Raw genomic sequence first — 23,169 nt, forward strand, 5'->3', positions numbered from 1 at the left:
GTTATGCAAAATACGGACGTACCGCGCGAGGAGTATTTCAGGGTTAAAGCAGAGGCTGAAGAGTTGATGCAGCGTTTAATCCAAGCACATGCAAAGATCGAGGCTTTACAAAGCCAAGGTCTAACGAACACTCCAAAAATGCCTGTTTCTTCACAGGCCGACACAGCCAATAATAAGCGGATGGAAGAACAACAGCGTTTATTCTTAGACACTTCGCCCTTGTTGGCTGGAGTGAGAAAAACGCAGGCTGAATTAACGCATCGAATTCAGCAGCTAGAGTTTCAGTTGAAGCAGGAGCAGGTTCAAGTGAGTTGGTACCGGACTCTGGCACTTAAAACGTTGCGCGAGGTTTATCGTAAAAGCTGGAAATACAAGCGCGAGCTTAAGGATCAGATTAAGCAGTTGCGTGCTTCTGACTACTTTGATGGCAAGTGGTATTTAGAGAACTATTCTGATGTGGCGTCGTCTCGCCTAGACCCCGTTATTCATTATTTAAAGTTTGGGGCATTGGAAGGGCGTAACCCCAGTGCGCATTTCGATACACTCTATTACATTCAGCAAAACCCCGATGTGGCCAATGCAGGCCTTAATCCTTTATTGCACTTTATTGTGTATGGGATTCATGAAGGACGCCGACCCGCTGCCAATCAAAAATTGCTGCCAATCTCAAATGCCACGGCCTAATGGAGTAGTAGAAGATGCGTTACGAGCCGCTTAAGCTAAAAGATGTCGTGTTGATGACGCCAGCCGTTTTTGGTGATGAAAGGGGCTTCTTTATGGAAACCTTTCGTCATACCGAGTTTGTTAAGCACTGCGGCCAATACGAGTTTGTGCAAGATAACCACAGTAAGTCTAAAAAGGGCATATTGCGTGGTTTGCATTATCAGCACCAGAACCCGCAGGGTAAGTTAGTTCGGGTAACACGGGGTGAGGTGTATGATGTGGCGGTTGATTTGCGCAAGTCATCGCCGACGTTTGGGCAATGGGTTGGTGTGTTATTAAGTGAAGAAAATAAACAGATGCTCTGGGTACCACCTGGTTTTGCACATGGTTTTTATGTGACCAGTGATGAGGCAGAGTTTCAGTATAAATGTTCAGATTATTATGCGCCGGGTGATGAGTATTCCTTGGCGTGGAATGACGAAAGCTTGGCGATTGACTGGCCACTAGATGGCGAGCCAAGTTTGTCTGCAAAAGACGCACAAGGGCTGGTATTTAGTGAATGCCCTTTATTTGATTAGTGAGCTCAGTAGGAGCGCAAGAGATGATTCATTTAGATTGCACACCTAGAGATGGTGGTTATTACAATGCATGGAATTTTTCGCAAGAGGTTATAGAAGACTATCTTGAGTCCATGCTTGCAGTGGGCGTTAATACGGTTGAGTTGGGTTTAAGATCCTTAATTAACAAAGGATTCAAAGGCCCCAATGCCTATACAACAGATGCCTATTTACGTTCTTTAAAAGTGCCTAATGGCCTTACATTGGCTGTGATGATTAATGCCGCTGAATTGGTCGGTGTTGATGACCTTGCGTCAACCTTGCGGCGTTTATTTCCTGAAGGGGCTTCAACATCACCTGTCAAACTGGTTAGGGTCGCTTGCCATATACATGAGTTTCCAGCTGCCTTACCTGCGGCTAATTGGTTAAAAGAGCAAGGTTTTATTGTCGGCTTTAATTTAATGCAGATTGCGGATCGTACTGAAGCCGAAGTAATCGAGTTGGCAAAAATTGCGTCTGCCTATCCATTGGATGTGCTGTATTTTGCTGACAGTATGGGTAGCATGAAGCCTGCTGAGGTGGGCCGTATTATTGGCTGGCTTAAAACGCACTGGAAGGGTGCGCTGGGTATTCATACACATGATAACCTTGGCTTGGCTTTGTCCAATACCTTGCAAGCGATTGATGATGGCGTAACTTGGGTTGATAGCACCATCACTGGAATGGGGCGTGGGCCTGGCAATGCGCTGACAGAGCAGTTGTGTATTGAGTTGGCTGAACGCTCAGGTAAGAAAATCAATCTAACGCCGTTGATGAGCCTAATCGCGCGTGTGTTTAAGCCCATGCAAGCAGAGTGTGGGTGGGGAACCAATCCCTATTATTACCTAGCGGGTAAATACGGAATCCATCCGACCTACATTCAAGAAATGTTGCAAGATAGCCGTTACTGCGAGGTGGATATTTTATCTGTAATAGATCACCTTCGTGTTGAAGGCGGCAAAAAGTTCAGCCTGAATACCCTAGATGCGGCCCGTCACTTTTATCAAGGTGAACCCCGTGGTCAGTGGCACCCCAGTGAGTTATTTAAAGGCCGAGAGGTACTGTTGTTAGGGAGCGGGCCGGGTGTTGCGGCTCATAAAGCGGCCTTAGAGGCGTATATTCAGCGTGAAAAGCCCATTGTTTTAGCCTTGAATACCCAATCGAGCCTGGATCAAGAGTTAATTGATGTTCGTGTTGCGTGTCACCCAACGCGTTTATTGGCGGATTGTGAGGCACACCAATCCTTACCACAACCCTTGATTGCGCCAGCTTCTATGTTACCCGATGACGTGAAGACAGCGTTAAGCCATAAGTCTTTATTGGATTTTGGCATGGGGGTACAAGAGGCTAAGTTCGAGTTCAATGCGAATTACTGCGTCATTCCGTCGTCTATAGTTGTGGTGTACGCTTTGGCCGTGTTGACCAGTGGTGGTGCTAAGCGAGTTCTGATGGCGGGATTTGATGGCTACAGTGCAGATGACCCGCGCAGTAAAGAGATGGATCGTTTGTTAAATGCCTATTTAGCGGAGCCTTCGGCTGTAGACTTGGTGGCGATTACACCGACGCGCTATCCATTGCCGAGTATTTCAGTGTATGCCCTTTAAGGGCATCCATTAACTGTTTAGAGTCGAGAGATATTTCGTGAATCAAGCGATTAGTATTTACCTGCCACTGCGCAGTGGCAGTACGCGTGTTATCCATAAAAATACACGTCCTTTCACACCGGATGGCCGTAGTCTCCTGCAGTTTAAGCTAGATGAGTTGGTGAAAATTCTCGACCATGTTGGAGAGTTGGTGATATCCACGAATGATCCATTGGTACTGGGGCAGGTTGAGCCTTATACGAGTGATGCACGCATTAAAATTGATCATCGTCCTGATCATTTATGCACTTCAACCACCAAAGTTCAAGATTTGATTAACTATGTTCCCAGCGTTGTTTCGGGGCAGCATGTTTTCTGGTTGCACGTAACGGCACCCTTTTTTACAGCCCAGGATTATCTAACTGCTTTAGATGAGTACCAAACGCAGGTGATTGACGGTGATTACGATTCCATTATGTCGGTGAATAAACTTCAGCAGTTTATTTGGGACGATAACCAGAAGAAAATCATCAACTGTGATCGTAGTGTTAATCCTTGGCCTAATACCCAAGATCTAGCGCCGTTGTATGAGATTAATCACGCTTTTTATATTAATAGTGTCGATAATTATAAAGCCTATCAAGATCGCATTGGCCGTAACCCTTGTTTGTTTATCACAGAGGGTGAAAAGTGTATTGATATTGATTGGGAAGCGGATTTCAAGTTGGCCCAGAATATGCTTGTTAGTTTGATGATGCAAACACAATAAGGCTATTTAAATGTATCAATCCTATGTGTTCGATTGCGATGGCGTGGTGCTCGACTCAAATAAAGTCAAAACCGATGCTTTTTACAAAACCGCCATCCCTTTTGGGGAAGAGGCGGCTAAGGCGTTGGTTGATTACCATGTCGCCAACGGTGGCATTTCGCGCTATGTCAAATTTGCTAAATTCATTGATGAAATGCTGCCGTCGACATCGGCAAAGCCCAACTTAGATGATCTGTTGACGACCTATGCAAATGAAGTGATTGCCGGCTTGTTAAGTTGCAAGGTGGTGGAGGGGCTGCATGAATTGCGTGCCCTGAGTCCGGACAGTCGTTGGTTGATCGTATCGGGCGGGGATCAAGCCGAGTTGCGAAAGGTCTTTGCAGAGCGTGGCTTGGCTGAGCTTCTTAACGGTGGCATCTTTGGTAGCCCCGACACCAAAGACGAAATTCTTAAGCGCGAGTTGTTGTCGGGTAATATTCAGCAGCCTGCATTGTTTCTTGGCGACAGTCGTTATGACCATGTGGCCTCGTCAGCGGCGGGCTTGGATTTTGTCTTTATTACGCAATGGACTGAGTTTCATGAATGGCCTTCGTATTGTGCGGAGCATCAGTTAAAAACCGTTGAAAGCTTAACAGAGCTGACACAGAAAATTTTTTAGGCTATTCGATAAGTGGTTGGAAATCGATCCTCTGACATTCAGGACAGATTTTCAGCCATTGGTTGATGTGGCTTTGACAGTTATAGGGGGGCAGGTTTTCGAGAACAGTTCTTGAAACTATATTTTCAACCGACTACCCTTTCCATGAGTTTCGATAAACGGAGATACCTATGCGTCCTTCGATTGCTCTTAACCAAAAACGCAGTGCCGTCCTTGAAGCAATAAACAGCTTCCACACGACAAACCCGCGTATTTTTGGCTCAGTGCTTCATGGCACAGATCAGGATGGTAGCGACCTCGATCTTCTGGTCGATGCGTTGCCAGGTGTTACGTTGTTCGATCTGGGTGGCTTGCAAGTAGAACTGGAGTCTTTGCTAGGTATCCATGTTGATTTGTTAACGCCAAGTGATTTGCCCGTCAAATTCCGTTCCCAAGTGCTTGCTGAGGCACGGCCTATATGAATGTAAATCGACTGGACGACTACTTGGAGCACATGCAGCAAGCTGCGTCAGATGCCTGTACTTTTATTGAGGGTTTGGAAAAAGATGATTTTCATGAGGATAAGCGTACCCAACAAGCCGTTATCATGAGCCTCATCATTCTTGGTGAAGCGGCGACGAAAATAATGGATACCTATCCTGAATTCTCACTGGCGCATCCCGAAATTCCGTGGCGCAACATGCGCGGGATGCGAAATCGTATCGCGCATGGCTATTTTGACATTAACCTCGATGTGGTTTGGGATACTGTTCAGATGGCATTACCGACATTACGAATACAACTCGCAACCCTTCAAGACCAAGCGAATACCTAAGGCAGCTCATGCCAATAGATTATGCATGGGTTTTATGCAAACTTATTAAGTTCGAGTTAATCATCTTTTTCTTACAACCAGATATTTGTTTAGCTTTTGTTTTGTCAGATTCTACCAGATAATTCTGGGACTTATTTTTTAAACCTTTATACACGACAGTCACTAGGGTGTGTTTTTAATGGATACGAATACAGGCGCCTCGGCTTTTGCGCGCGGTAATGATTACTTAGCACAAAAAGACTTTGTGCGGGCTATTCGACACTACATGGAGTCGTTACGTGAGACCCCAGTGATGCAAGAAGAGGCGATTTTTAGCCTCCGTTATGCGATAAAGCAACTGAAACGCGCTCCAGATCAGGCGATGATGAGCCAAGCGGTTTGGGTGTCTAAGGGCTCAGAGTTTGCAGGCATTGCCGAGGATTTACATCGTCATTTAAACACGCTTGCCAGCACGGATATTTGGGTTGATGCCAGTGGCGATCTAGACACTCTCTTTCCTAAGCTTACAGTCACCGATCTAGAACGCTTGGTGTCTCATGTGTTGAGTCATCCATGTGCGCTTGTTGTGATGCTGGATGCCTCGCGTGATGCCTGTGTGATGGCTGGGCTTTATCAAGTGATCTGGGGCACACGTATTGTTGCAGATGTGCGTTTACAGCCTGTGTTGTCGAATCCTGCTATCAGTGCAGCGTTGTTGGCAGGAGAGGGCAATGTCTCGCTTGCATCCTGTGTTGATCATTGGGTGAGTTTCAATTTTTATCAGCATATTCGGTCTGCGGCGGAGTATCTCCCTTTAGCGCCAGCACCTAGTGTTAATGAGAGTACGCAAAGCCGTTTATTAAACTACCGTCAACTCGCACTTCACGGACAGTCGTCTATGATGCGCGAGGCTCAATCCTTGTTATTTAATAACCTGTTGTCCATATTACAGACGGCTAGATCACCTGAGTCAGAGGTTTTACAGGCCTTACAAAGTGATCTTTTACAGACCAGTCAAGCCTGTAGCTCAGATGAGTCCGCTAAAAAAGTCGCGGTGTTGGTGCATTATTACTATGAAGATATCTGGCTGGAGATTGCCAGGTATTTGGATCAGATAACCTCACCCTTTGATCTGTTTATTACAACGACCTCCAATGTGGGGGCAAAGGTTGTTGCGGATATTGCTAAGCGTTACCCAAGTGCGCGTGTGTTTGTGTCGCCCAACAAAGGCATGGACATAGTGCCCTTCTTGAATTTGATTCCCTTAATGGTGAATGAGGGCTATGTTGCGGTTTTAAAACTACAAACCAAGAAGGGTGACAGTCATCTTGCCACTATTTGGCGCGATGTGATGCTTAAGTCTTTAATTGGAAAAACCGCGCAGTTTGATCATGTCGTCGCCGCATTTAAACACGACCCTGATTTGGTCTGTGCAGGTCCGGCAACTTTGTTTCAATCGGCTCCTCGTATCATGTACGACAATTTGGCCAATATTCAACGCTTGACGGAGCAGGTGTATGGGTGTGCCTATCCTGAAGGGGATTGGGGTTTTTTTGCGGGAACGATGTTTTGGGCAAGGCCCGAGTCCTTACTTGCGTTAAGCCAAATTGCGAATTTTACCAATCCAGAGTTGACCGACGACTATAAAGTTGATGGCAAGCTTGAACATGCGATTGAGCGTTTTTTTGGTTTAGTGCCTGTGTTAACCGAGTCTAAAATTGGTTTGTTGCAGCCGACGGCGACGGCGCTGGATGAAGTCGATTTGGTGTGTGTTGCACCGGGTCAGGCGGTCGGGCAGGCCGATATTGGTGCATTGATGCGTCAGTATGAGCGTTTGCAGGCCGATTATGCATTGGTTCGGTCTTATGAGTTGTTTAATGCTCAACACTATTACGTGCAATGCCCTGAGCTAAAAGCGTCGCGAACGGATTTGATTGTGCATTATTTGTTAAGTGGCACCTACAAGGGGCTTTCACCGGATCAGGCCTTTTCACCTTCTCAATATCGTGCGCTGAATCAAGATGTCGTCAAAGCCTATGTAGAGCCCTATGTGCACTATTTGAAATCGGGTGCTCGCGAAAAGCGCGCGTTATACAAAGAGCCTGCTGCACTGGAGGCCAATGCGGCACATTTACGTTATGCCGTGCTGAATCAGCAGCTGATTTCGTGGCCGGGTTTGGTGAGTAAAGAGTACGACAAGGATCTTGTCTCAATTGTGATTCCTGTGTACAGCCAGCCTGAGTTAACCGAAGACTGTATAAAGTCTTTGATTCAGTGCAAAAACAAGCGCAGAAGTGAAGTGATTTTAGTGGATAACGGCAGTGATGCGGTCACAGCCGAGATCTTGCAACGTTATGCCCAAGAGTACGAGTGGATACATTGCGTCAGCAATGGCGAGAATATGAACTTTGCCTTGGGTTGTAACCTTGGCTTCAATGCCGCGAAAGGCGGGCAGGTCATTTTTTTAAATAATGATACAACCTTAACCGACGCTTGGGTTGATCAGTTGGTTGCCCCCTTAAGCGATGAGTCGGTGGCGGCGGTTCAGCCCAAGTTGTTGTTCCCAGATAACACGATTCAATGTGCGGGTGTTGTCTTTAATGCCTGGAGCAGTTTGGGGTGTCCCTTATACGCAGGCTTTGAGCCAGAGGGTAAAGAAGCTAACACACCGCGTCAGCTTCAGGCGATTACAGCGGCTTGTATTGCATTAAGATCGCGAGATTTTGCCAAGCTAAAAGGCTTTGATCCTATTTTTGTCAATGGTCAAGAAGACGTGGATTTATGTTTACGCCTGACCCATGGCACAGGGAAGCATTGTTATTATCAGCCTGAGTCGTTGGTGTACCACCACGAGGGTAAAAGCCAGGGGCGTGGCAAGTATGTGTTGCGCAACCGCCAAGTGTTTTTACGCCGTTGGGAAAGTCGTATTCGTGCCGATGATTTAGCCATTTATGCAGCGGATGGTTGGCAGGTGCAGGGCTGGACACTCGATCTTCCTGAGAAAACTCAGCAAGGTCTTTCTATTTATCGTCCTGTGCTAGGAAATCAACCCGTTGAACCTGTGTTTGCAGAGCCGTTTGTCGACTTTACAACGCAAGATGAGGCAAGGCAAAAAGGGGCGAAGCTAGATACAGCCTTTAGTGGTCAGCGCGAAGTGAACCCAGATGCGCCGAGTGTGCTGGTGTGTGCGCATGCAGCGGGTGTGCATTTGTTCGGTGGCGAGCGTAGTTTTTTAGATATGCTGGATGCACTGAATGCGATGCAGCTGAATGTTGTCGTGTCGGTTCCGGGTGTTCAGAATTTTGACTATCTGGCCGCGATTCAGGAGCGTGCCTGTGCCGTGTATTGTTTGCATTACCCGCATTGGAAAGAGTCGTTAGTCCCGGATCGCCGCTCGATTAATAAGTTTAAATCGATTATTCAGCATCACCGTATTGAGTTTGTGCATTGCAATACCATTATGCTGCGTGAGCCGATGCTGGCGGCGAGAGAGTTGTCTGTGACAACCTTTATGCATATTCGCGAGTTAATCAGCCAAGACACCGCCATTGCCAAGCACATTGGCCTATCAACGGATGCCATCATCGATAAGATGTATGAGCGCACGGATTACTTTATTGCAAACTCCAAGACCACGGCGCAGGATTTTACGCGCGGGCGCAATACCTTTATTGCACCGAATATTGTTCAGGTGGATACGCTGGATATTGCCAACCCCATCCAGCCTGATCGCATTGTCTTTGGTTTGATTAGCAGTAACCTCCCGAAAAAAGGCATTTATGAGTTTGCGGAGCTGGCTAAGCGTTGTGCGAAGTCTGCGCCCAATGCTCGCTTTGCATTTGTTGGCCCTAAGTCGGGGCCGGAGTGGACAAAGGATATTCAGGCATTAGAAGCGGCCGTTAAACGGGGTGAGCTACCCAATAACATTATTTTTACCGGTTACAAAGCAACCCCTCTAGACGCCTTGCAAGAGGTGAATGTGGTGGTGAATCTGTCGTTGTTTGCGGAGTCCTTTGGGCGTTCGGTTGCGGAGGCGTTGGCAGCCAGACGGCCGGTGATTGTGTATGACAAGGGCGCTTTAGCTGAGTTGGTGCAAGAGGGTGTGTCGGGTTATGTTGTGCCCTTTAAAGATCTGGATGCATTTGAAGCTAAAATCCTGTTGATGTGCCAACAGCCCGAGCGCTTAGCCGCGATGGGAGACGCTGGGCGTCGCTTTATTGTCGAGCAGTACTCACCAAGAACCCTAATGCAGCGCTTCAATGCCGCGTATTTGAGTGGTTACTGTCAGCGTATTGACCTGCGCCTCGCTCGGCACAGTGGTGGAATTAACGCGGCGTTGCTAGAGCGAGCAGCGGGCTATAGGCCTTTCAGCTTGAAGACGTTTGTTGAGCCAACCACCATCATCATTCCTGTGTATAATGCGGTCAAAGAGACGGAGTCGTGTATTCACAGTGTGCTAAGGCATACAGACTTAGATGCAACTCAAATCTTAATTATCAATGATGGTAGCCCCGATGCGGCGGTGCGCCCTATGTTGGAGCAGTTTGAAGGGCTGCCAAAAGTTCAGATTGTTCACAATGAACAGAACATGGGGTACACGCGCACCATTAATAAAGCGATTCAGCTGGCAGGCCGAGACGATGTGTTGCTGTTAAATAGCGATGCTTTTGTCACACCGGGTTGGTTTACGGGGATGAGAATGGCCGCCGCCAGTGAAGATAAGGTGGGCACGGTAACGGCCATGGGAAATCATTCCGGTGCGTTTTCGTTTCCGGTGCAGGGCGTTGAAAACTTGCCGCCTGAGGGCTGCAGTTACGATGAGTTTGCCAGCACGATCACTTTGAGTAACGCTGCGCTTAAGCCTTTGGCCCTGCCGACGGGTAATGGTTTTTGCATGCTGATTAAACGGTCTTTATTGGATGAGATTGGCTTGTTCGATGAAGAGGCATTCCCAAGAGGGTATGGTGAGGAAAATGATTTTTGTATGAATGGATTCAAGTTAGGGTATAGCAATTTATTGTCTCCTTGGTCTTATGTGTTCCATGTGCGCAGTGCATCCTTTAAAGGAGAAAAGGCACAGTTGTTGGAGGCTGGTGCATTGGCATTAGAAAAGAAGCATCCTGACTATCCAGATTTAGTGGCCGCAGCGTTTTCGAGTGCCTCTATGCGAGCACTGAGACAGCATATTCATCAAACAGTAGGGACCATCAACTCGAAGTGGGTTGGTCGTAAAAGTGTTCAGCAATGAAGTGGTTTAAAAAATACAAGCTGCATAAAGCACGCAAAACGATAGAAGCCTCGGGACTGTTTGATCCGCAATGGTATTTGCAAGAATACCCAGATGTGTCGACGTCTGGTATGCATCCTTTGGTTCATTATATTAAGTTTGGTGTGAAAGAGGGGCGCTCGCCGGGTGTGTTTTTTAATGAAGCATTTTGTGATGCGCATTCGACACCTAGCTCAAGGCTTTATCCGGTGTATTGTTATTTTAAGTATGGATTGGATAAGCCGGATGCGTCGGTGTCATCACTGGTTACCCCTCAGTTGGAAGCACTTAAAGCTCCGACGTCAGTTGTGCCAGCGGGGCCATCCAAAGCGCCGGTATTGACTAGGCAGCCTTCTCATACCGCCTATTGTCTTTTATTGGGTAGGGCGGATGTGGCGGATCATGAGTTAGCGTCATTGTCCCAGTGGGCAGGTGAAGAGCGCGTATTTGTTTTCGCTCCACTCGCTTTAGCACAAGAAAGGGTGGATCGCTTGTGCCAGGCCTTACCTAAGGCTCGTTTTGTGTTTTCGGCATCGGATAGCGTAAAGAGTTTTGCTGATTTTATACCGATCTTGATGAATGAAGGGATTGGTTGGTGTGCTCTAGCGGGGGGTGGTTCATTTCAGGAAATGAAACCGCTTGCCAAGAGTGAGGTGTTGAAGCGAGCGTTTGCATCAGACATGGAAGGGGTTGGGTTTCAGTTAAATAAATCGAGTGCTGCTTCACAGCCGCTAGGCTCGCTAAGTGCTCATCAGATGATACAAAAAGGAGTTATGTTTGTTGCCCTACATCCCACTTTAGGGAATTGGGTGCAGAATAGTGTGTGTGTTCGACGGGTCGACTCTGCAGGTAAAGAGGTTTTGTTTTCAGCAGAGAGGGTTAGTTTTATTTGGTATTCTGTCAAGCGTTAGTTCGACCTTGTCTTTTTATTAAGGTTTATATATGTCCACTAAGTTAAGTCAAGAGTCAGTCAGCCAGGCATTTTCGGCGTTTAAGACATTTTTAGGTATCCAGCCTGCTGTTGCTTCCTCTGAGTTCGATTTTGAAAAGAAAGAGTATCCATTGCTTGCGGAGCAGTGGTGCGAGTCTGCTGAGTTAATTGAGTATGAGAGTTTAAATGCATTTTTAGAAAGTGATTCTGTACCACAAGTGACGCAAGATAGCCTTGCAGAGTTTGTGTCGAATTTTAAAAGTGAAGAGTTTGTTTCTAATTCAGTTGCGTCTGCTGTTGAGCATAATCAAATTCAATGTACGTTATCGCATTTAGATGCCGCGGCTATTTGCAATACTAGCTTCCATTCATCGGTGGTCAATCTACTGAAGTTTGATTACCCAGGTGGTCATTTTTTTGTTTTTCAGTATGTCAGTTCGTATGACGCCATCTACTTTCCTGAGTTTAAATTGTTTTTGTTGACTGGGCATGGCAGTAAGGTGTTGTTCTTCACTGAACTGGTAAAGGCTTTTTTCTTTCAGTTGAATGCGGGTGATCTCGATAAACCGAAGACATTTGGTGGGGTGTTGACTGCGCATGGTCGCCCATCGCATACCTTTTATGATTGTTTGCCAGCGATGTTTCATTTGCATCGTAAAAAGCTCTTGAAGAAAATACCGGCCTTCGTTCAACTTGAGGGTTACGACTATGTTCAATTGCCAGCTGTTTTTTCTGAAATCAGTTCTGTTCGGTCGGTCACATTAAAGCCTGCTGAGTTTTCAAAGCGCATGGCGGCTGAAGGCAGTTTTTATTTTCATGTCGGTTTGTTATTTAAGCAGCGCCTGCATTTAAAGCTGGTGAATGCGTTTGATAAGCATGTGGTGAAGTCAGCATTGAATCAACCGTTTGATGCCGTTAAGTTTAAAGGGATTGATGATACGCTGTTGATTTGGTTTGGTGTGACGTCTCAAAAACGCTCTTGGATTGAGCAGGTGGATGCCTGTGCTGCGTTTGTAAATCATTTAGCGGCTCAGTATTCTGATGTAGCACTGGTGGTGGATGGTTGGACAAATCCGCATTCGCCGCGTGCGTTGGATATAGAGGAGTCTGCATCGGATCGTAAGTTAATTGAGCAGATTCAGTCTAAGTTGGCAAAGAACATCCCTGTCTATTCGGTCATCGGTGAGACTCCTTTTACTAAGCTGCAAGTGGCGAAGCGTGTTGCCTTTTTTATAGCAAATCAGATGACGGGTTCGATGTTGGTGTCTCGTTTTTGCGAGCGTCCGGGCATTACACATATGAGTCAGGCATTTTTTAAAGATTCGGCGGCTCAGAGTGTGAACAAGCATGCGATTGCCTATCCGATAGAGAAGGTGAAGGATGCGGTTGAAGATCTTGATAAGCGCATGGATCAGGTGAGTTACTCCATTGCAGTGCCGGATTTTGTTGAGTTTGCAGAGGGTGTATTCAAGAAGCAGTTTTCTTCGATTCAGGCGTATCTGTCTAAGCAGGATTTAGTTTCTTCTACCAAGACGGCGTTTGATTTGTTGACTAAGTTGGAACCTAAGAAGGATTTGGTACCGGATCAAGAGGCGGCGTATTGGCGTTCTACGGGTGATGATCCTATATTTATGGTTAATCCGACGTTGTTGCCTTTGATCAAGCCTGATACGTATGATTTTAATGTTGCGTTGGATTTTAAGTCTTTGGCACCTAAAAAGAAGGGTAGGGTGTTTTCAAAGGTGTATATCGATTACGGGCAGGGGTATTCTGAGCAGCAGGCGTTGATTGTTGAGTTAAAAGAGGGGGTAGGGTCTGCTAAGTTTGAGGTAAATGGAAATGTGATTGGGGTTCGGTTTGATCCGACAGATTGTGAGGCGGTGTTTAAGATGAATCGTTTGCAGATTGTTCGGTGTTGATTGTTGTTTGTTTTGGTGTGGGTTTGTTCCTTGGTTGTGGGGGCTAGGCTACGTTTGCTCCATTTGCGACACACGTTTAGCTGTATATTCCTTGGTTGTGGTGGCTAGGCACTCCACCCATTCCTTCCAGAGAGACGCCGTGAATATGTCCCTATAGGCTTGAATGCCGCATCCATGCGGCATGCACTCTCTGAAAGAAATAGGTGAAGTGCCTTGCTGAGGCTTGCGGTGTTTTAGAGCAGCTGAGTTCTGGGAGGGTATAAAATGAAAAACTTAGTCCGTTATTCTGTGATACGTTTCATGCCTTTTGCTGAGACGCAGGAGTTTGCTAACGTAGGTATAGTCATTCATGCACCTCATATAGGAAGTGTATTGTTTAAGCTGGCCAATAAACGATTTAGTCGAGTCACACAATTTTTTGATGACTTAGATGGGCAGTTGTATGCTAATGCAATCGAAATGTTTTGGCATGAGCTTCAAAGAGTTCAAGACTTTGCTAAAAACATGAGAGGTAAAGAGTTAGCTGCTTTTATGGACGAAGTGACCAGGCAGAGAGAAGGTTTTTTAACATTTAGTGAAACAGCGGTTCTTTTAACCAGCGAATCACTTGAAACAGTTTTAGAAATGCTTTTTCAGCAGTATGTAGGGCGAAGTTTTAATACTAAAGAGCATCGTGAAACCTTGAGAGTTTTGATTTAGTGCATTGATAATAAAGTCAATATGTTGCCCCTAATCTAGAAAAAGTGCTGTTGAATTTGTAAGAGCGGCAGTTTTAGTAAAAAATTATGAAACTAGTTTGCATCCTTGCCGAGAATGCCGATTGAGCGAGTGACAGTGATAGACTTTAGTAATACTAATTTTTTCAACGAAGGAAACTAAATCTAAATGGCAGATGCAGAGATACGCTGGATGCAGCGCTTTGATAATTTTAAGAGAGCTCACTTACAGTTTAAAAATGCGCTGCAATTGATGCGAGAACGATCTCTCAGTGATTTGGAGAAGCAGGGGTTGATACAAGCCTTTGAGTTTACATATGAGCTGGCATGGAATCTTCTGCGTGACTATATAGTATGGCAAGGTGATGCGAATCTTGCTGGTTCAAGAGATACCTTTAGAGAAGCATTTAAACGTGATCTTATTAAAGATGGCCATGCTTGGATGGCTATGCTGCAGGATAGAAATCGTACGGTTCATACGTATAACGAATCCACAGCGAATGAGATAATTTCACAGATTGAGCTAATCTATGCCGGACTCTTTAGTGAGCTAGAGCTTACTTTTAATCGTTTAAATATTTCTGATTGAAGGTAGATAGATGCATTTTGGACTCAACCAAGCTGATATTGATAAGCTATGCCATGTTTTTAGCAAGTATCCAAGCATAGATAAAGTGATTGTTTATGGCTCGCGAGCTAAGGGTACCTTCCGCGATAACTCAGATATTGATTTAACAATAGTCGGTGATTTGGACTGGCTTACCTTTAATGAGTTAGAAACTGAACTGGATGATTTACTACTTCCTTATACTCTTGATCTTTCTCTCTACGAGCAAATAGAGAATAAGGACTTGCTATACCATATCGATCACGTTGGACAAATATTTTTTGATCGGCAGGTATGATTCGTATGCTATGAAATTGACAACACGGGCAGCTCTGCTAATTTAAGTTCATAACTTGGCGATGAAGTGCATTGGAGGCTGTATGAAAGCGTTTCAATTAAGTGGGTGGAATATAAAAAAAATTCTACGATGTTCACTTTCGGTTGCGATTTTAATGTCTTTTAGCTCGGTGTCGGCGTACGCAACTGTGGCAGAGCCTGATACCAGTTTGGCGGGGGCGGGTTGGGTAAGGATTGAGTATGTTTCTCCAACCTTTGGTGATGGGCAGCCAAATAACCAAAATAACAATGTGTATTCAGCCAAGGTGAACCCAGACAACTCTTTTTCGGTGCTGGGCACTACGTCTGTGCGAACGCAGCAGTGCAGTTCGCCTGATTGGTGTTGGACGGTAGAGCAGGTTGTTGCCAGTATTGCCAATATTCGCGAGAACGGGACGTTGAATAATGTCGTGACAACGGATGCACAGTTTATTGTTCATGGGGCCTTCACACCGTATGGTAATAAGGTGTTGTTACTCGCGAATACCGTTCCTGGGGTGACAGGCACGATTAAGCGCTACAATCTTGATGGAACGATTGATACTGGGTTTGCTGACCAAGGGGTGTTTAGAGACCCTAATAGTCTTTTATCCACGTTTTATCCAGGCCTCTGGCAAGACAGTGAAGGGCGGATTTTGGTTGCCTCTTTTCCGAATGGATTAGCCCGACTGTTGCCCAGTGGCGTGTTAGATAGCACGTTTGGTAGTGATGGGGCGACAGGTTCAGTGGGAGGGAATATTTCGTCTGTGGTTGAAGCCAAAGATGGTGCGTACTACGTGATGATATCAGGTAATACTTCACCGGGTGCTCGTTTACATCGCTATACGGAAGCTGGCATGCTGGATACTGAATTTGGCACTGAAGGTGAGTTGGCCTTGCCTACGAATACTTCAGCCGCTCAGATGTTGGCAATGCCGGATGGTGGGGTGTTGCTGCTAACAGGCTCTTTACAGACAAATCAGTCGTATAACGCAAGGCTTACCCACTTTAATAGTCAAGGCGATATTGTGGCACAGACTGAGCCATTATCGGAGCCTTCCGTTCGTTACAGCAATTTTTTAGGGTTGGAGAGAGGCGCTTCGCTAACGCGTATGCCTGATGGAAAAATTTTATTAAGCATTAATCGTCAAGGGGCTGTTCCTGTAACTTGGAGCATTGCGTCCATGCGTCTTTTCGGTTTATTTAATCCTGATCTAACACCGGATATAGGGTTTGATGGGGATAATGGTTTATACCTTGCTGAAGAGGAAGGAAAAACCATCTGGGCTTTTGATAATACACTTCCATTAAAAGTAACCCAGACTGTTGATCCAAAGCGACGAATTGTTTTGGTGGGAGCTAGCATTAATGAAACGGGTCATAACAAATGGACGGTTGCGCGTTTGATGGGTGATTTTAATGGCATGACTCCGCCACCACCGCCACCCAATCAGTCAACACGTCAACGTGGAACGGGAATGCCCGCTTGGTTGTTTTTGAAACAGGATTAAAGCGCTTTAGTGTTTGAACATAATGCCTTGTTTGTCATTTTCAAATACTGATTTCGGTATTGGGTAGCTTGGTTTGTAAGGCCTTTTTCAAAGCGCTTTTAGCCGCTAACTCACCGTGAACGAGGTGAATTCGTTTAGGTGGAAAGCGCATGCGCGTGACAAATTGAACCAGTTCAGCTTGGTCGGCATGCGCCGAGTAGCCCGAAAGGGTTTCCACCTTGGCGCGAATGTCGATCCGGTCGTCATCTAGAATGACATAGCCGTCACCTCTTGGACCATAGGTTTGTATGATGCGTCCGGGTGTGCCTTGGGCTTGATACCCGACAAAGACCACCGCGTGACGTGGATCGGGCAGCAGGTGTTTCAAGTAGTTCACTATACGGCCTGCGGTGCACATACCGCTGCCTGCAATCACAATGGCGGGGCGTCCTGATTGCGCTAAATGGTGCACCATACGAAGATGTTCGTCATGACCTTGAACAGTAATAAGTTGTTCAAATGCGAGGGGATTGCGTCCTTGACGCAGGGTTGCGTGTGCTTCGGTATCCCACCACCTATTAAGCTTTTTATATATTTCGGTAAAGTTGCTGGCCAGAGGGGAATCGACGATAACGGGCAGTGCTGTCCAGGGTAAGTCTGCTCGAATGACGCGATCTTTTTCAAGATGAATAATGGATTCTAATTCGTACAAGAGTTCTTGCGTGCGTCCAATACTAAACGCAGGAATCATGACTGTGCCTTTGTTTTGCAAGGCTTGGTGCACGACTTGCTGCAGTGCCCGGCGTCGATGCCGACGGTGTTGATGCAGGCGATCGCCGTAGGTGCTTTCTAGCACCACGACATCGGCTCGCCAAGGTGAGCGAGGGGCGGGTAATAAGGGTGTGTAGGAGGCACCGAGATCGCCGGAAAAAACGACAATTTGTTTTTGTTTAGACGGAAGTTGAGTGATTTCAATTTCAAAATAGCAAGAACCTAAAATATGTCCAGCACGCTGTAGGCGCAAGCGAACACGATGAGTGTCAGTTTCATACAGCGAAAACCACGTTTTATAGGCCAACGGCTTGACCTGTTGCATGACCTGTTTAATAAAGGCACCACGATCACGTGTATTGCGGCTGATGCTGAGTGTAAAAGAGTCCTCTAGCACTAAAGGCAGCATTTCAGCGGAGGGGGGCGAACATAAAATAGGCCCTGTAAAACCTGCCGCTAATAGCCAGGGAAGTCGGCCAACATGGTCGGCATGTACGTGTGTGATCAATAAGGCACGTAGAGTGGAGATGTCGAAGTTTATGGTGTGAGGGTTGGGGTTGTCGGCGGCTTCTTCAGAGCCTTGAAAAAGACCACAATCGATCAGTAGGCTGTGTTCAGGGTGAGTAAAGAGCTGATGACAGGAGCCTGTGACGCCTTGGCCTGAACCATGGTGAATAATGTGCATGCGATAAGTCCTTTTCGCGGTGGTGTCGAGTATCGTAAAATTATAACATAGCTTTTGAAGAGAGCGACGCTATAGATTTTGCCAGCACTGTGCAAATGTGATTTTAATAGGGAAAAAACAAAAAAGGCGAGGTTTTAAACCCTCGCCTTTTTTATTAGCTAAAGAATAGCTTATGGCAATAATTGAACGCGTTTTGCAACACACCAGCCATTGTGAGTCTGTTCATCAGTAAAGGTGATGCGCACGCGTTTGTTTAAGGCGAATGCCATTTGCACAAGGCTGAACATTTCGTATGCCTTGTTCTCGTCATTAAATTGTGCATCACAATCAAAGGTTATCCAGTTATCAGCACAGCCGGGTAAAACCGATTTTGGATTGTGTGCAGGGAAATGCGCAACACAAGCGCCGTATAGATCGTTGTCAAACATAATACGGTCGACAGGCGCGGTGATTGTGCCAGTCGCCGCCATAGCTGAATTAAAAGCGATTGCGGCAGTGGTGGCGATGGCAAAAGCGCTCAGCTTTTTAAAGAGTGATAAGTGTTTCATAACAAGTGCCCCTGTTAAATGTTGTGATTTAAGTCTAAGTGAGTTTTAAGTATTTACAAATTTCAGTAAGGCGAAGATCGCGTATTTTCGACGAACTTAAATGGTTTTTAGATTTTGCCCAAAATTTTCATTATTTTATTGATCCTGATCAATAGTTGAATCCTACCTCAAATTAAATCCCTCTATGCTTAATAACATAAAGGCGTATTACGTGAGTACTATGCTTTAATTCTCATGAGGGCAAGGTTATGAAGAGTTTAAAGGGTATTCTTTGTTTGGCCGCCATCGTTGGTTTTTTTCCTGCGTTTGGTGAGGCCACCTTTAGAAATGACACCCAGACACAGTTTATCGAGGGTGCTCCCATGCAAGTTGCACGGATGGGGCATCATATTGTTCAACAACCTACGGGAGAGGTTAAAGTATTTGGAGGGCATGGTAGTGGGTTTAGGTCTTTAGATACTGCAGAATCCATATCATTTGAGTCAAATGAATTTTCTTTACAGTCGATGCTGTATAAGCATGATGATCCAGCATTTGCGAGGTTGGCAAATGGCAACTATCTGATGATGGGGGGTAGCCGGGACTGGGGTATTCCAAGTTACAGTCATGCTCAAATTTACAATCCGTTTACAGATACATACACACCAGCTGGATCAATGGTTCGCTTTAGGGCAGGGGCAGGAAGCACTTTGTTGAACAATGGCCAAGTATTGGTCGTAGGGGCTTGGTGGACACATAATACTGCCCATACCTATGGTGAGATTTACAATCCTGAGACTAACGCTTTTTCGGAGACAAATGCATTTTCCGTAAGACGTTCGCATCCAATTGTATTGCCGTTGGTTGACGGTCGCGGTGTTATTTTTGGTGGAATTACTGAGTCAGGGCAGCAGGTAGATATGCCCGTTGAAATTTATGATCCGGTAAGTGGCTTAAATTCTGTGTACCAACAGTTCATGTTCCCTGATGAGCCAGGCTGGAATGTGATGCAAGATAAACGTTTACATGCCAACCAAAAGTTGACCGATACGGAGTATCTGTTTTATGCGTGGAAACGCGAAGGCAGTGTCTATCATTATCGGCTGTTCACTTTCGATACCGAAACTTTAGCATTTGAATGGATTTCAACAGAAGTTGAGTTGCCTTCTTCAGCTGCGATGTCGTTTAGCTCCCAGCCCGTGTTGAGTCAAAATAAGCAGGCGGCGCATGTGTTAGTAACGTTGACTGAAGGCGACAATGCCGGCTCTGTTGCTTTGTTAAGTGTCGATTTGCATTCAGGACATGTGTACTTATCAGAGAGTAGCATTGCGCTTGGCTATTCTTTAGGTGGAGTCGGTGTGTTGGGCTTGCAGGATAATAGGATTTTTGTAACGGGCGGAACGCTCGATGGCTCTAACTTCAATCCGGTCAATAAAACATTTTTTATTGAGCCTATGTCGATAGAGGCTGATCTTGATGGTGTGATCAGAAATGATGCTCAAACTCAGTTCCTAGAGGGAGTGCCTATGCAGGTTGCACGAATGGGGCACAATATCGTTCAGACTCCTTCTGGAGCAGTGAAAGTATTTGGTGGACATGGCAGTGGCTTTAGAGCATTGAATACAGCAGAGTCATTTTCGCTAGGAGGCAACGAGTTTTCATTGCAAAGCATGCTTCACAAACATGATGAGCCAGCTTTCGCTAAGTTGGCGAATGGCAACTATTTACTGATGGGTGGAAGCAGTGATTTGGGTGCTCCTAACTTCAGTCATACTCAAATATACAATCCGATAACCGACACTTATAGTGTTGGAGGCTCCATGGTTCGTTTTAGGGCTGGGGCTGGAAGTGCTTTGCTGAATAATGGTCAGGTTCTAGTCGTAGGGGCTTGGTGGACTCATAACACTGCGCATACTTATGGTGAAATCTACAATCCTGATACGAATACATTTTCAGAAACAAATGCGTTTTCTGTAAGGCGTTCGCATCCGATTGTGCTGCCATTGGTTGATGGTCGGGCTGTTATTTTTGGTGGTATTACAGAGTCAGGGCAGCATGTGGATATGCCTGTTGAAATTTATGATCCAGTGAGTGGATTAAACTCGGTATATCAACAGTTAATGTTCCCAAGTGAGCCTGGCTGGAATGTGATGCAAGATAAACGTTTGCATGAAACACAAAAAGTTACTGACACTAAATACGTATTTCATGCTTGGAAGCGCGAAGGTGGTGTTTACTACTACCGGCTGTTCACATTTGATACTGCAACCTTAGCATTTGAGTGGGTTCCTACAGAGGTGGAGTTGCCGAGTTCATCTGCCATGTGGTTTGGTTCTCAGCCTGTATTGAGTCAAAATAAACAAGCAGCCCATGTGCTTGTGACCTTGAATGAAGGGGAGGATGCAGGTTCTGTTGCTTTATTAAGTGTTGGTTTGCGCTCGGGCCATGTGTACTTATCAGAAAATCGTTTTAGACACGGTTTTATAGTCAGTGGTACTGGTGTATTGGGTTTGCAGGATGGGCGGATCTTAGTAACAGGGGGGAGTGCAGATGGATCAAACTTTAATCCAGTTAACAAAACCTTCTGGATTGAGCCTATGTTGTTTACTTCAGACCCAGAGGAGCCAGAAGAGCCCCATAAATCAAAACGTCGTTCTAAACCTATCTGGTTGTACATCATCAATAATTAATGCGTCATTCTATGATTCACTCTCGTCCAGTTGGGCGAGGGTGAATTTTTTTGTCAATCCTGATGTGCCGCTGAAACCTGAAGGCTGATTGTGCGGAAAGTTTTCTAAGATGTGGAAATCTGACTCTGACCCTAAAAGGCTATCAGTAAAATGAGTTGACACATTTTAAACAAGGACGATAATCTTTTCATTTTTATGCATTTACTTATGTCGGTAAAGTACCCAAAGTTCGTTGGCGTCAGTGCGGGTAGCTCGATTGTGGTAAGCTTTTGTTAATGTATGACCGAAAACACGAGAATTCTGGGAATAAGCGCCATTGAAATTAGGATGAGACTATGAAAAATAAGATGATAAAGCCGCTTGTGATAGCTGTAGGATTGGCCTCTTCGGTTGGCTATGTGTTTGCCAATCAATTGATGAATGTCGACAGTCCGACCGACAACTTGCCAAATCTTACGTCTGTAGGAGGGGAGTTCGAGGGGGTTTCGTTTAATACTTGGTCAGAGCGTTTATCGGGACATTATGTTTCGCGTTGCCAGCAGGTGACGGATGTGCGCTATCAAGGGCGTCCAACCTATGAAAAAGTCTATGAGTTTTTTGAGCCATCTCGTGAGGATACCGAGATTGATTTATCCGCTGTCTTTTATTATTACACGGATACCGATACGGCGTGCTCTGGTGAGCCGTTGGTCGCCTTAACCTTTGAGGGCGTGCGTGTTGAGCTCGATTCTGAGTTTATGCAGGTTCATCCCGAGTATGGAATTTTTATGCCCGTTAGTCGTGTAACGTATCATGTAAATAATAGTGGATCTTTTTCATCTGAGCCGACTCGCTTAGCTTCGGGTGACTATGTGGTCGGTGACTTTACGTTCAGCCAAGATCATGCTGAAGGGGGTGAGTTTAAAGCTCTGTTAAGCGCTGATACGATTTTACACAGAACCTTTGCCGATGATGATGTGGAATTAGATATCAACGGATTCCCGGAATTAATGGACTTTTCCAATAGGTTTGATCAATTACTGAGGTATGGTTTCTTACAGCGCCCCTTTGGTGAAGACTTTGTTTCAATAGGCGAGTTTAGTGCCGATTTATCTTCATTAAACGGTGTCTTTGCCAGTGCGTGTGAGTTAGATGACAATGTGCAGATGCAAAATATCTGGGGGCCTTTTGCGCGTGTTCGTGAGATAGTGACGCTCAATGCCGTAAGTGATAGTCAGGTGATAGGTACCTTACAGAAGCATATTTATGACCATCATAATACCCTGTGTCTGGGAGAGCCAATACTGTCATTAGAACAGGAGGGGCTGGTGTTTGATGTGGTGTCTGAATCATCCCGATTGGAGCCCGAGTTTGGGTTGGATTTAACGGCTTTACGTGTCGATATTTCTGGGCCTACTGCCACGGGTCATGAATGGGTCCCAGAGGGCGATTATATCTTTAGAGATGATTTGGTGCTCTCTTATGAGATGATTGGAGGTTTTGAAACCAAAGCAATTATGAACACGGATGCCTTTGGATTAATTGCAGGTTTTGATGAAGAGTCCGGTCTTGATCCAGATGGGTATGTGAATGTTTTTGATACCTACTTTTATCGAGTCGCGCTAAGTGAAGACGATGGAGTCGACATGCCAACCTCCAGAAGACGTGGAGGGTTGCCCGTCTGGTTACCTGCAATTATTCAGAAATGATTTTCTTTTAAAAAAGCGAGGGGAATGCCTCGCTTTTTTGTGCGCGATGTTTAGGGCAGTAATTGAACGCGTTTTGCAACGCACCAGCCGTTATGGGTTTGTTCATCAGTAAAGGTGATACGGACACGTTTCTCTAGGGCAAATGCCATTTGCACCAAGCTGAACATTTCGTAAGCTTTGTTTTCATCATTGAATTGAGCATCGCAGTCGAAAGTTATCCAGTTATCCGCGCAGCCCGGTAAAACCGATTTAGGGTTGTGCGCTGGAAAATGAGCAACACAAGCACCATAGAGGTCGTTATCAAACATGATGCGGTCGACAGGTGCAGTAATGGTTCCTGTTGCAGCAACAGCGGAATTGAACGCAACAGCTGCTGTGGTGATAACGGCGAAAGTGCTTAACTTTTTCAAAGTTGATGTTTTGTTCATAACAAAGGGTCCCTGTCAAATTATGTTTTACCTAGTCTAAATTAATTCTTGGCTTTTTCAAGTCGACAAAGTGG

At 45.6% G+C, this 23,169-nt stretch carries 19 protein-coding genes; 16 read left to right on the plus strand and 3 right to left on the minus strand.

Annotated elements, in window-relative coordinates; all coding sequences use genetic code 11:
- Positions 1-3 precede the first annotated feature (3 nt).
- From DN062_RS02710 to DN062_RS02775, 14 genes are all read left to right on the plus strand, one after another.
- On the plus strand, positions 4-684 hold the full coding sequence (locus tag DN062_RS02710) for a hypothetical protein (protein ID WP_133256738.1): 681 nt from the start codon (positions 4-6) through the stop codon (positions 682-684).
- A 14-nt stretch (positions 685-698) separates the two neighbouring features.
- Positions 699-1,241 carry a dTDP-4-dehydrorhamnose 3,5-epimerase gene (gene rfbC / locus DN062_RS02715; RefSeq protein WP_112157325.1) on the plus strand — a complete coding sequence of 181 codons (543 nt, stop codon included), beginning with the start codon at positions 699-701 and terminating at the stop codon, positions 1,239-1,241.
- 23 nt (positions 1,242-1,264) lie between these two features.
- Positions 1,265-2,863, plus strand: a complete 1,599-nt coding sequence (locus DN062_RS02720) for an aldolase catalytic domain-containing protein (RefSeq protein WP_112157327.1) — start codon at positions 1,265-1,267, stop codon at positions 2,861-2,863.
- A 37-nt stretch (positions 2,864-2,900) separates the two neighbouring features.
- Positions 2,901-3,611, plus strand: a complete 711-nt coding sequence (locus DN062_RS02725; RefSeq protein ID WP_112157328.1) for an acylneuraminate cytidylyltransferase family protein — start codon at positions 2,901-2,903, stop codon at positions 3,609-3,611.
- 10 nt (positions 3,612-3,621) lie between these two features.
- On the plus strand, positions 3,622-4,269 hold the full coding sequence (locus tag DN062_RS02730; RefSeq protein WP_112157330.1) for an HAD family hydrolase: 648 nt from the start codon (positions 3,622-3,624) through the stop codon (positions 4,267-4,269).
- 170 nt (positions 4,270-4,439) lie between these two features.
- Entirely contained in the window at positions 4,440-4,730 is a 291-nt protein-coding gene (locus DN062_RS02735) for a nucleotidyltransferase family protein (RefSeq protein WP_112157332.1), read from the plus strand.
- On the plus strand, positions 4,727-5,083 hold the full coding sequence (locus DN062_RS02740; protein WP_112157334.1) for a HepT-like ribonuclease domain-containing protein: 357 nt from the start codon (positions 4,727-4,729) through the stop codon (positions 5,081-5,083). The genes DN062_RS02735 and DN062_RS02740 overlap by 4 nt, the downstream gene beginning before the upstream one ends.
- 178 nt (positions 5,084-5,261) lie before the next feature.
- Complete coding sequence (locus tag DN062_RS02745; RefSeq protein WP_112157336.1) at positions 5,262-10,310, plus strand: glycosyltransferase; 5,049 nt, start codon at positions 5,262-5,264, stop codon at positions 10,308-10,310.
- Positions 10,307-11,239, plus strand: coding sequence for a hypothetical protein (locus DN062_RS02750; RefSeq protein WP_112157338.1), 933 nt, complete (start codon positions 10,307-10,309; stop codon positions 11,237-11,239). Before DN062_RS02745 ends, DN062_RS02750 begins: the two co-directional genes overlap by 4 nt.
- A gap of 31 nt (positions 11,240-11,270) precedes the next feature.
- Positions 11,271-13,178, plus strand: coding sequence for a hypothetical protein (locus tag DN062_RS02755; protein WP_112157340.1), 1,908 nt, complete (start codon positions 11,271-11,273; stop codon positions 13,176-13,178).
- Between the two features lie 264 nt (positions 13,179-13,442).
- Complete coding sequence (locus DN062_RS02760) at positions 13,443-13,877, plus strand: DUF3037 domain-containing protein (RefSeq protein WP_112157342.1); 435 nt, start codon at positions 13,443-13,445, stop codon at positions 13,875-13,877.
- Between the two features lie 186 nt (positions 13,878-14,063).
- The gene (locus tag DN062_RS02765; protein ID WP_112157344.1) at positions 14,064-14,483 is read left to right on the plus strand and encodes a nucleotidyltransferase substrate binding protein; all 420 of its coding nucleotides are present in this window, start codon (positions 14,064-14,066) and stop codon (positions 14,481-14,483) included.
- A gap of 10 nt (positions 14,484-14,493) precedes the next feature.
- Positions 14,494-14,799, plus strand: a complete 306-nt coding sequence (locus DN062_RS02770; protein ID WP_112157345.1) for a nucleotidyltransferase domain-containing protein — start codon at positions 14,494-14,496, stop codon at positions 14,797-14,799.
- A gap of 82 nt (positions 14,800-14,881) precedes the next feature.
- Positions 14,882-16,327 (plus strand): hypothetical protein, encoded by a 1,446-nt coding sequence (locus tag DN062_RS02775; protein ID WP_162301237.1) that lies wholly within the window; start codon positions 14,882-14,884, stop codon positions 16,325-16,327.
- Between the two features lie 40 nt (positions 16,328-16,367).
- Here the strand turns inward: DN062_RS02775 and DN062_RS02780 are convergent, their stop codons facing one another.
- A complete protein-coding gene (locus DN062_RS02780; protein WP_112157348.1) occupies positions 16,368-17,762 on the minus strand; it encodes an MBL fold metallo-hydrolase RNA specificity domain-containing protein in 1,395 nt (464 codons plus the stop codon).
- 170 nt (positions 17,763-17,932) lie between these two features.
- On the minus strand, positions 17,933-18,310 hold the full coding sequence (locus tag DN062_RS02785; protein ID WP_112157350.1) for a hypothetical protein: 378 nt from the start codon (positions 18,308-18,310) through the stop codon (positions 17,933-17,935).
- A 248-nt stretch (positions 18,311-18,558) separates the two neighbouring features.
- On the opposite strand from DN062_RS02785, the gene DN062_RS02790 reads away from it, so the two are divergent.
- Together DN062_RS02790 and DN062_RS02795 are read left to right on the plus strand one after the other, a co-directional pair.
- Positions 18,559-20,979, plus strand: coding sequence for a Kelch repeat-containing protein (locus DN062_RS02790; RefSeq protein ID WP_112157351.1), 2,421 nt, complete (start codon positions 18,559-18,561; stop codon positions 20,977-20,979).
- 335 nt (positions 20,980-21,314) lie between these two features.
- Entirely contained in the window at positions 21,315-22,667 is a 1,353-nt protein-coding gene (locus DN062_RS02795; protein WP_112157352.1) for a hypothetical protein, read from the plus strand.
- Positions 22,668-22,717: 50 nt separating this feature from the next.
- Here DN062_RS02795 and DN062_RS02800 read toward each other — a convergent pair whose 3' ends face one another.
- Positions 22,718-23,095: a hypothetical protein gene (locus tag DN062_RS02800; protein WP_112157354.1), complete on the minus strand. Its 378-nt coding sequence runs from the start codon at positions 23,093-23,095 to the stop codon at positions 22,718-22,720.
- Positions 23,096-23,169 lie beyond the last annotated feature (74 nt).

This window comes from Nitrincola tibetensis, assembly GCF_003284585.1.
Taxonomy (GTDB): Bacteria; Pseudomonadota; Gammaproteobacteria; order Pseudomonadales; family Balneatricaceae; genus Nitrincola; species Nitrincola tibetensis.

Coding starts and splice junctions, on each gene's coding strand:
- DN062_RS02710 (WP_133256738.1), top strand. CDS start 4: ATGCAAAATACGGACGTACCGCGCGAGGAGTATTTCAGGGTTAAAGCA.
- DN062_RS02750 (WP_112157338.1), top strand. CDS start 10,307: ATGAAGTGGTTTAAAAAATACAAGCTGCATAAAGCACGCAAAACGATA.
- DN062_RS02790 (WP_112157351.1), top strand. CDS start 18,559: ATGAAGAGTTTAAAGGGTATTCTTTGTTTGGCCGCCATCGTTGGTTTT.
- DN062_RS02735 (WP_112157332.1), top strand. CDS start 4,440: ATGCGTCCTTCGATTGCTCTTAACCAAAAACGCAGTGCCGTCCTTGAA.
- DN062_RS02800 (WP_112157354.1), bottom strand. CDS start 23,095: ATGAACAAAACATCAACTTTGAAAAAGTTAAGCACTTTCGCCGTTATC.
- DN062_RS02775 (WP_162301237.1), top strand. CDS start 14,882: ATGAAAGCGTTTCAATTAAGTGGGTGGAATATAAAAAAAATTCTACGA.
- DN062_RS02770 (WP_112157345.1), top strand. CDS start 14,494: ATGCATTTTGGACTCAACCAAGCTGATATTGATAAGCTATGCCATGTT.
- DN062_RS02795 (WP_112157352.1), top strand. CDS start 21,315: ATGAAAAATAAGATGATAAAGCCGCTTGTGATAGCTGTAGGATTGGCC.
- DN062_RS02755 (WP_112157340.1), top strand. CDS start 11,271: ATGTCCACTAAGTTAAGTCAAGAGTCAGTCAGCCAGGCATTTTCGGCG.
- DN062_RS02780 (WP_112157348.1), bottom strand. CDS start 17,762: ATGCACATTATTCACCATGGTTCAGGCCAAGGCGTCACAGGCTCCTGT.
- DN062_RS02765 (WP_112157344.1), top strand. CDS start 14,064: ATGGCAGATGCAGAGATACGCTGGATGCAGCGCTTTGATAATTTTAAG.
- DN062_RS02745 (WP_112157336.1), top strand. CDS start 5,262: ATGGATACGAATACAGGCGCCTCGGCTTTTGCGCGCGGTAATGATTAC.
- DN062_RS02760 (WP_112157342.1), top strand. CDS start 13,443: ATGAAAAACTTAGTCCGTTATTCTGTGATACGTTTCATGCCTTTTGCT.
- DN062_RS02740 (WP_112157334.1), top strand. CDS start 4,727: ATGAATGTAAATCGACTGGACGACTACTTGGAGCACATGCAGCAAGCT.
- DN062_RS02720 (WP_112157327.1), top strand. CDS start 1,265: ATGATTCATTTAGATTGCACACCTAGAGATGGTGGTTATTACAATGCA.
- DN062_RS02730 (WP_112157330.1), top strand. CDS start 3,622: ATGTATCAATCCTATGTGTTCGATTGCGATGGCGTGGTGCTCGACTCA.
- DN062_RS02785 (WP_112157350.1), bottom strand. CDS start 18,310: ATGAAACACTTATCACTCTTTAAAAAGCTGAGCGCTTTTGCCATCGCC.
- rfbC (WP_112157325.1), top strand. CDS start 699: ATGCGTTACGAGCCGCTTAAGCTAAAAGATGTCGTGTTGATGACGCCA.